This window comes from Streptomyces poriticola (genome assembly GCF_036689765.1).
In the GTDB taxonomy this organism is placed as follows: Bacteria; Actinomycetota; Actinomycetes; order Streptomycetales; family Streptomycetaceae; genus Streptomyces; species Streptomyces poriticola.
This window is the reverse complement of the sequence record NZ_JBAGKH010000028.1, coordinates 85,331-92,363: the sequence shown is the minus strand read 5'-3', so window position 1 is coordinate 92,363 and position 7,033 is coordinate 85,331. Positions and strand designations below refer to the sequence as shown.

At 72.5% G+C, this 7,033-nt stretch carries 8 protein-coding genes; 5 read left to right on the top strand and 3 right to left on the bottom strand.

Annotation, left to right across the window (positions count from 1 at the left end):
• Positions 1 to 29: 29 nt before the first annotated feature.
• Entirely contained in the window at positions 30 to 272 is a 243-nt protein-coding gene (locus tag V5O46_RS26190; protein ID WP_332887160.1) for a mycoredoxin, read from the bottom strand.
• Positions 273 to 440: 168 nt separating this feature from the next.
• Between V5O46_RS26190 and V5O46_RS26185 the strand changes: the two genes are divergently transcribed.
• The 5 genes from V5O46_RS26185 (at position 441) to V5O46_RS32005 (ending at position 4,381) form a co-directional block, all read left to right on the top strand.
• Positions 441 to 2,657, top strand: a complete 2,217-nt coding sequence (locus V5O46_RS26185; protein ID WP_332887159.1) for an ATP-dependent DNA helicase UvrD2 — start codon at positions 441 to 443, stop codon at positions 2,655 to 2,657.
• Positions 2,658 to 2,854: 197 nt separating this feature from the next.
• On the top strand, positions 2,855 to 3,142 hold the full coding sequence (locus V5O46_RS26180) for a hypothetical protein (protein WP_332887167.1): 288 nt from the start codon (positions 2,855 to 2,857) through the stop codon (positions 3,140 to 3,142).
• Between the two features lie 171 nt (positions 3,143 to 3,313).
• Positions 3,314 to 3,679, top strand: coding sequence for a WhiB family transcriptional regulator (locus V5O46_RS26175; RefSeq protein WP_332887158.1), 366 nt, complete (start codon positions 3,314 to 3,316; stop codon positions 3,677 to 3,679).
• The gene (locus tag V5O46_RS26170) at positions 3,676 to 3,999 is read left to right on the top strand and encodes a hypothetical protein (RefSeq protein ID WP_332887157.1); all 324 of its coding nucleotides are present in this window, start codon (positions 3,676 to 3,678) and stop codon (positions 3,997 to 3,999) included. Before V5O46_RS26175 ends, V5O46_RS26170 begins: the two co-directional genes overlap by 4 nt.
• 145 nt (positions 4,000 to 4,144) lie before the next feature.
• A complete protein-coding gene (locus tag V5O46_RS32005; protein ID WP_408649062.1) occupies positions 4,145 to 4,381 on the top strand; it encodes a hypothetical protein in 237 nt (78 codons plus the stop codon).
• A gap of 36 nt (positions 4,382 to 4,417) precedes the next feature.
• Here the strand turns inward: V5O46_RS32005 and V5O46_RS26165 are convergent, their stop codons facing one another.
• Together V5O46_RS26165 and V5O46_RS26160 are read right to left on the bottom strand one after the other, a co-directional pair.
• Entirely contained in the window at positions 4,418 to 5,779 is a 1,362-nt protein-coding gene (locus V5O46_RS26165; RefSeq protein ID WP_332887156.1) for an ABC1 kinase family protein, read from the bottom strand.
• Positions 5,772 to 7,013 (bottom strand): TOMM precursor leader peptide-binding protein, encoded by a 1,242-nt coding sequence (locus V5O46_RS26160; protein ID WP_332887155.1) that lies wholly within the window; start codon positions 7,011 to 7,013, stop codon positions 5,772 to 5,774. The genes V5O46_RS26165 and V5O46_RS26160 overlap by 8 nt, the downstream gene beginning before the upstream one ends.
• Between the last annotated feature and the right edge of the window lie 20 nt (positions 7,014 to 7,033).

Genomic DNA, 7,033 nt, shown 5'->3' with positions numbered 1-7,033 from the left:
AACACCACCCCTCGGTCCTCGGCCAACCGCTACGCGCCGATCTTCTGCTTCACCTGCGCCAGGGACGGGTTCGTGAGCGTCGAGCCGTCGGCGAAGAGCACGGTCGGGACCGTCTGGTTTCCGCCGTTAGCCTTCTCGACGAACGCCGCGGACGCCGGGTCCTGCTCGATGTTGATCTCGGTGTACGCGATGCCCTCGCGGTCCATCTGGCTCTTGAGCCGGCGGCAGTAGCCGCACCACGTGGTGCTGTACATCGTCACAGTGCCCAACATGTCTCTGGCGCTCCTTCGGCGGGGCTGGGGGTTGCGTGGTCGCAGACGGGGAACGTACGGGACCGGCTCGCCATTCCCGCAAGCGGCCCCACCGCATTCGTACGACTATCTGGGCCCGCCTGTGGACAACCGGCACACCCGTCTCCGGCGACCTGGCAGCATGGCCGTGTGACAGCAGCAACGCACTCCACCCTCTTCCCGCAGGCACCGGACACGGCCGACGCGGTGCTCGGCGGGCTCGACCCCGAGCAGCGCGAGGTCGCCACGGCCCTGCGCGGTCCGGTGTGCGTGCTGGCAGGTGCCGGCACCGGCAAGACCCGCGCGATCACCCACCGCATCGCCTACGGGGTGCGGGCCGGAATCCTCCATCCGTCCAGCGTGCTCGCCGTCACCTTCACCAACCGCGCCGCCGGCGAGATGCGCGGCCGGCTCCGTCAGCTCGGCGCGGCCGGCGTCCAGGCCCGTACCTTCCACTCGGCGGCGCTCCGCCAGCTGCAGTACTTCTGGCCGAAGGCGGTCGGCGGCGCCATGCCCCGGCTCGTCGACCGCAAGATCCAGCTTGTCGCCGACGCGGCCGCCGCCTGCCGTATCCGCCTCGACCGGGGCGAGCTGCGCGACGTCACCGCCGAGATCGAGTGGGCCAAGGTCACCCAGACCGTGCCCGCCGACTACGCCGTGGCCGCGGCCGGGGCCGGGCGCGAGGCACCCCGCGGCGCCGCCGAGATCGCCCAGCTCTACTCCGCCTACGAGGACCTCAAGCGTGGTCGTGGCGTCATCGACTTCGAGGATGTCCTGCTGCTGACCGTCGGCATCCTCCAGGACCGGCGGGACGTCGCCGAGCAGGTCCGCGCCCAGTACCAGCACTTCGTGGTCGACGAGTACCAGGACGTCAGCCCCCTCCAGCAGCGGCTGCTGGAGCTCTGGCTCGGCGACCGCGACGACCTCTGCGTGGTCGGCGACGCCAGCCAGACGATCTATTCGTTCACAGGAGCAACCCCTGACCATCTGCTCGACTTCCGTACCCGCCATCCCGGGGCCACCGTCGTCAAGCTGGTCCGCGACTACCGCTCCACCCCCCAGGTCGTGCACCTCGCCAACGGCCTGCTCGCCCAGGCCCGCGGCCGCGCCGCCGACCACCGCCTGGAGCTGATCTCCCAGCGCCCGCCCGGCCCCCAGCCCGACTACACCGAGTACCCGGACGAGCCCGCCGAGGCCGAGGGGGCCGCCCAGCGCATCCGTGGGCTCATCGACTCCGGTGTCCCGGCCGCGGAGATCGCGGTCCTGTTCCGCACCAACGCCCAGTCCGAGACCTACGAGCAGGCCCTCGCCGACGCGGGGGTGCCCTATCAGCTCCGGGGGGCCGAGCGTTTCTTCGACCGCCCCGAAGTGCGCAAAGCCCATGTCGCCCTGCGCGGAGCGGCCCGCTTCGGCGGCAACGACTCGCTCCTCGACGACGCCGTCGACCTGCCGTCCCAGGTACGAGCCGTCCTGTCCGGGGAGGGCTGGACACCGCATCCCCCGGCCGGCTCCGGCGCCGTCCGGGAGCGCTGGGAGTCGCTGGCCGCCTTGGTGAGCCTGGCGCAGGACTTCACCGCGGCCCGCGCCGGCGCCACACTGAGTGACCTCGTCGCCGAGCTCGACGAGCGGGCCGGAGCCCAGCACGCGCCGACCGTGCAGGGGGTCACCCTCGCCTCCCTGCACTCGGCCAAGGGCCTGGAGTGGGACGTGGTGTTCCTGGCCGGAGTCACCGAGGGCATGATGCCGATCGCCTACGCAAAGACCGACGAGCAGATCGAGGAGGAGCGCCGCCTCCTCTACGTCGGAGTCACCCGGGCCCGCGAGCGGCTCCATCTGTCCTGGGCGCTCGCCCGCTCGCCCGGCAGTCGGCCGGGTCGTCGGCCCAGCCGCTTCCTCGACGGTCTGCGCCCCGGCTCGGGAGCACGGGCGGGCCGTCCGGCCGCGGGCGGGGCTCCGGCCGTGGAGCGAGGCTTCGCCCGCGCGGCCGGTGGCGGCCCCGTCGGGGCGGGAGCCGTCCCGCGGCGCAGACAGCGCACCCCCGCCCGCTGCCGGGTCTGCGGACGCACGCTCACCGACGCCGGCGAGCTGAAGCTGATGCGCTGCGAGGAATGCCCGTCGGACATGGACGAGGGCGTCTACGGGCGGCTGCGCGAGTGGCGCGAGGGCCAGGCTCGGCGCAGCGGCCAGCCGGCCTTCTGCGTCTTCACCGACAAGACGCTGATGGCGATCGCCGAGTCCGTCCCCGAGGACGACCACGAGCTGGCCCGCATCCCGGGGGTCGGGGTGCGCAAGCTCAACCGCTACGGAGCGGACGTCCTGGCCATCTGTGCAGGCAGACGGGTTGCGGGAGTTGACGAGGGCGACTGATACGAAGTCGTCGAGAAAATAGTTTGCGCATGCCCCAGGAATCCCCATAGGTTCTTGGGCACGGGGACAGCGGCCTTCCCGGAGGCCCTGAATCCGTGTTGTACTTGCATATCCGAGGACCGGTTCACCCCGGTCCCCCGAGACGCCGAGAGGAGGCGAGTCCAGTGACCAGCATCATCACCAGCTCCATCGTGAAAATGACCGATCGCTCGATCGTCTCCCTGTGCATGCTCGGCGGCTCCAACGCGGGCACCGGTCTGTCCGGCCTTCGTGCCCTGCGTCCGGCGTCCTCCATTGCCCCCGCGGGCCTTCCTGTCCGCGAGCGCAATGAGCGACCGACCAAGGCACGGGAAGCGGCAGCAGTAGCGGCACAGGCGCAGGCCTATGCCTTTGCGGCGACCGGTGCCGGATTCCGGAAGCAGACGACGCAGCACCACCTGATGTGGGCCTTCCGTGGGCCAGAACCCTGGAGTGATCCAGCCTGATCGCCGATCAGGCCGGCGCCTTCAGGGCCGCGGAACCCCATCCGGGATCCGCGGCCCTTCTGTTTGCCCCGAACGGGGCGACGGATCGAAGGGGCCTCGGGACAAGAAAGAACCCGGTACCAGCCGCCCCCCGGCCAACCGGCCGGAACGACCAGACGAGGAAGACGAACCGTGCAACTCGAAGCGCACGCCCCGTCCGTACCGCCTTCCGACACGATCCCCAAGCCCGTCCCCACGGAGGACTCCTTGACCCCCCTGACCGCGCTCACCGCGCTCGACGACGCCATCGAGAACCTCGGCGTGGCCGTCCCGTGCCGTTCCAACGACCCGGAGGTCTTCTTCGCGGAGTCCCCGGCGGACGTCGAGTACGCCAAGTCCCTCTGCCGCACCTGCCCGCTCATCGAGGCCTGCCTCGCCGGCGCCAAGGAGCGGCGTGAGCCCTGGGGTGTCTGGGGTGGCGAGCTGTTCGTCCAGGGTGTCGTGGTCGCCCGGAAGCGGCCCCGTGGCCGCCCGCGCAAGAACCCGGTCACGGCATGAACACCGCGGGAACGATCGACCGTCCTCTCACGCACGACCCCACGAAGCAGGCCCCGATGAAGCCGTCCACCCCCGAGCCCGCCGGCTCCGCAACCGAAGACTTCACCACGCACGGCGCGAACGAGTCGCGTCAGAACAGGACCCGAGAAATGCAACTCATCCCAGAAGCCCTCGCTCGTGCGCATATGCACGATCGACTGCACGAGGCCGAGCGGGAACGCCGGGCCGCGCGCCTGGTGTCCGCCCGCCGGATGCAGCGCCGGGCCGAGCGCGCCTCGCGGCGGGCCCGCCGTGCGCTGGCCATGGCGGTCATGCAGTAGGCCCTGCCACAGCCGTCCCACCCGAAGCGGTGGCCTCCCCGGCAGGTGAGGCGAAGCTCTCCTCCCGGGGGCCGGTCCGTCCGAGCGGACCGGCCCCCGCGGTGCGTTCCGCTCTCCTGCCCGGTCCCGGCGCTATCGTCACCGGGTGACGAGTCACCCCGGCGAACATGATGGCGGCTGCGGCCGCGGCCCCGGAGACCGCGACGGCGGCAGAGACGGGAGGGCCTCCCGGGTGTGTGCCCGATGCGGTACCACCGCCGAGGGCCTTCCGCCCACCTGGACCTGCTCCGTGGAGAACGGGAGCCGCCGCTACTTCTGCGAGGCGTGCTCCCGGGAGCACCTCCGGGCGATCGAGGGACGGCTCGACTCCGCCTGGTGGTAGGCCGCGGCATGCCCCCGGGGAGCGGGGCACGCCGGACTACGCCTCGGCGGCCCGTTCCTCCTCCGCGGCGGGCTCGAACCCCGGCAGCCACTCCTGCAGCTCCTCGCGCAGGCGCACCGTGGCCCCCAGCTGGCACAGCACACCGATCGTGCTCAGTGTCACCCGATGGATGAGCAGATACGCCGGCGGCAGATTGAGCTGCTTGCCCAGCTGATAGGCGGGGGAGCGGATGTCGCCGATCCGCGCCGCCTGGTTGCGCATCCAGCCGCGGGTGAAGGTGAACTCACCGACCCCCGCGGGTTCGATGATCGGCAGGAGGTAGTCGAGAACGGCGTCGGGGTCCAGCTCTATCGAGGCCTTGACGAAACCCTCGGCGCAGAGCATCTCGTGGACCGCCTCGGCCTCGCCGTCCAGGGCCATCCGCAGGGATTCGCCGATGGGCAGCGGCAGGCCGTCCGGGAGCCGGTCGACCGTGCCGAAGTCCAGCACTCCCAGCCGCCAGTCGTCCTCGCCGCCCGGGCCGCCGGGCAGCAGCCGGAAATTGCCGGGGTGCGGGTCGGCGTGCAGAAGGCCGGTGCGGGCGGGGCCGGCGAAGAGGAAGTGGGCGAGCAGCTGGCCGGCCCGGTCGCGCTGCTCCCGGGTGCCGTCCGCGATGATCTCGGACAGCGGGACGCCGTCGATCCACTCGGTGATCAGGACCTGCTCGCACTGGTGGACCACATCGGGTACGACGAGGTCCGGGTCGTCCGCGAACTCCGCGGCGTGCTCCCGCTGGGCCTGCGCCTCCAGGCCGTAGTCCAGCTCCTCGGAAACCCGGTCCTTCAGCTCCGCGATCAGCGGCTTGATGTCCAGGCCCGGGATCAGCGGGCCCAACAGACGGGCGAAGCGCCCGAGTTGGTTCAGGTCGGACACCAGGGCCTCGCCGGCGCCCGGGTACTGCACCTTGACCGCGACCTCGCGACCGTCCTGCCACACACCCCGGTGCACCTGGCCGATCGAGGCCGCGGCGGCGGGCTTGTCCTCGAACTCCAGGAACAGCTCGTGCCAGTCCTCGCCGAGTCGCTCCGCGAGCACGGCGTGCACCGTGCGGGTCGGCATCGGCGGGGCCGCCTCCTGGAGCCTGGTCAGCGCAGCCCGGTAGGGGCCGGCGATCTCCTCGGGCAGCGCCGATTCGAAGACGGACAGCGCCTGCCCGAACTTCATCGCGCCGCCCTTGAGCTCCCCGAGCACCTTGAAGAGCTGCTCGGCGGTGCGCTGCTGCAGCTGCTGGCCGACGAGGTCAGCCGACTCGCCGACGATCCGCTTGCCCAGTCCCCAGGTCGCCCGCCCGGCGAAGCCGAGCGGGAGCGCGGCGAGCTTGGCGGTCCGGGTGACCGCCTTCCGGGGAAGATCAGACATGCGCCCTCCAAGTCCCGTCCGGCCGTGCCGCCCCTGTTCCACGGCGTACCCGTGGCGATTCCCTACGGCGTACTCCTGCCGACGGCCGTTGCTCCGCCATTGTCTCGCGCCGCTCCCCGTCCTCGGAGGTGTGTTCCTGCTTACCCTTCGCCGCGGCCGCGCACGCGCACGCGGGGTGGGCGGGGACCGGCCGCTCCTGCCAGTCCAGCCGGGGCAGCGAGGTCTCCCAGCGAGCCCCGGCGCTGGAGGGCAGCTGTCCGTCCAGGAAGGTGAGCGCGTGCGCGGCGGCGAGCCCGGCGACCGTCATGGCCAGCGTCAGGTCACAGGGCCGAACCCGCTGACGGGCGCCGGAGCTCCACTGGGCCACCAGACGGGGCCAGACCGGGTCCCGGTCGGTGCGGTACTGGTGCAGACAGCCCGCGCAGCCCGTCTCCCCGGGCAGGACCAGCGGGCCCACCACGCCGGTCCCCTCCACGACACCCGCGTACAGATGCGGTGTGCCGGCGGCGATCAGGGAGTCGGCGGCGGAGGGGGTGGGGGCATGGACGGCGACGTCGTCCCGCGAGGCGAGGACGACCAGGGAGAAGCCCGGCCCGCCGTCCTCCTCCGGCGGCGAGGCGGGACCGCGGCGCCGTGCACGGTCCGGGGCGGCCGCGCGCACCGCGCGGCGGGCCGCCGTGTCCCTGCGGTCGCCGACGGCCTCGGCGGTCAGCCCGCCCGGTGCCACGTCCCAGGGTTCGACGCACCCGCCGTCGCGCACGTCGACCTCTCCGATCCCCGCACCCGACAGCAGCGAGGCGAGGACCGCGCCGACCCTGCCCGCACCCCGCACCTGCACACGCAGGGCGCGGCGGGCGGCCAACAGCCGCATCGGGTCCCCCGGACCGGTGGTGGTCAACGACAGCGAGGCCAGATCCGGCCGGAGCCGGTCCAGTGCCTCCGGCCGGACGCGGAGGGCGTCGGCTTCGGGACCGCCGCCGTGCGGGTCGTCCAGGAGCCCGGCCCCGGTCAGCCGCGCGACCAGCCGGTCGGCGTGGCCGTCCGGCAGATCCATGCGGCGAGCCTCCTCACGGAGCAGGGCCGTCCCGCGCGTGCCGTTGAGCAGCTCGAGGAAGCTGCCGGTCGTCAGGTCCACCGGACCCAGGGTCAGCGCGTGCGCCGGGGTCATCCCGAACTGCACGGTGTGAAGATCGCGCCAGCCGCGCCGCAGCGCGGGCTTCACCATCGGATGCATGACAGGCCCCCCGGAGGTCC

Excerpts from the sequence above, each read along its gene's own strand:
- V5O46_RS26165 (WP_332887156.1), bottom strand. The coding sequence starts at position 5,779 with ATGTCTGATCTTCCCCGGAAGGCGGTCACCCGGACCGCCAAGCTCGCC.
- V5O46_RS26180 (WP_332887167.1), top strand. The coding sequence starts at position 2,855 with ATGACCGATCGCTCGATCGTCTCCCTGTGCATGCTCGGCGGCTCCAAC.
- V5O46_RS26170 (WP_332887157.1), top strand. The coding sequence starts at position 3,676 with ATGAACACCGCGGGAACGATCGACCGTCCTCTCACGCACGACCCCACG.
- V5O46_RS26160 (WP_332887155.1), bottom strand. The coding sequence starts at position 7,013 with ATGCATCCGATGGTGAAGCCCGCGCTGCGGCGCGGCTGGCGCGATCTT.
- V5O46_RS26190 (WP_332887160.1), bottom strand. The coding sequence starts at position 272 with ATGTTGGGCACTGTGACGATGTACAGCACCACGTGGTGCGGCTACTGC.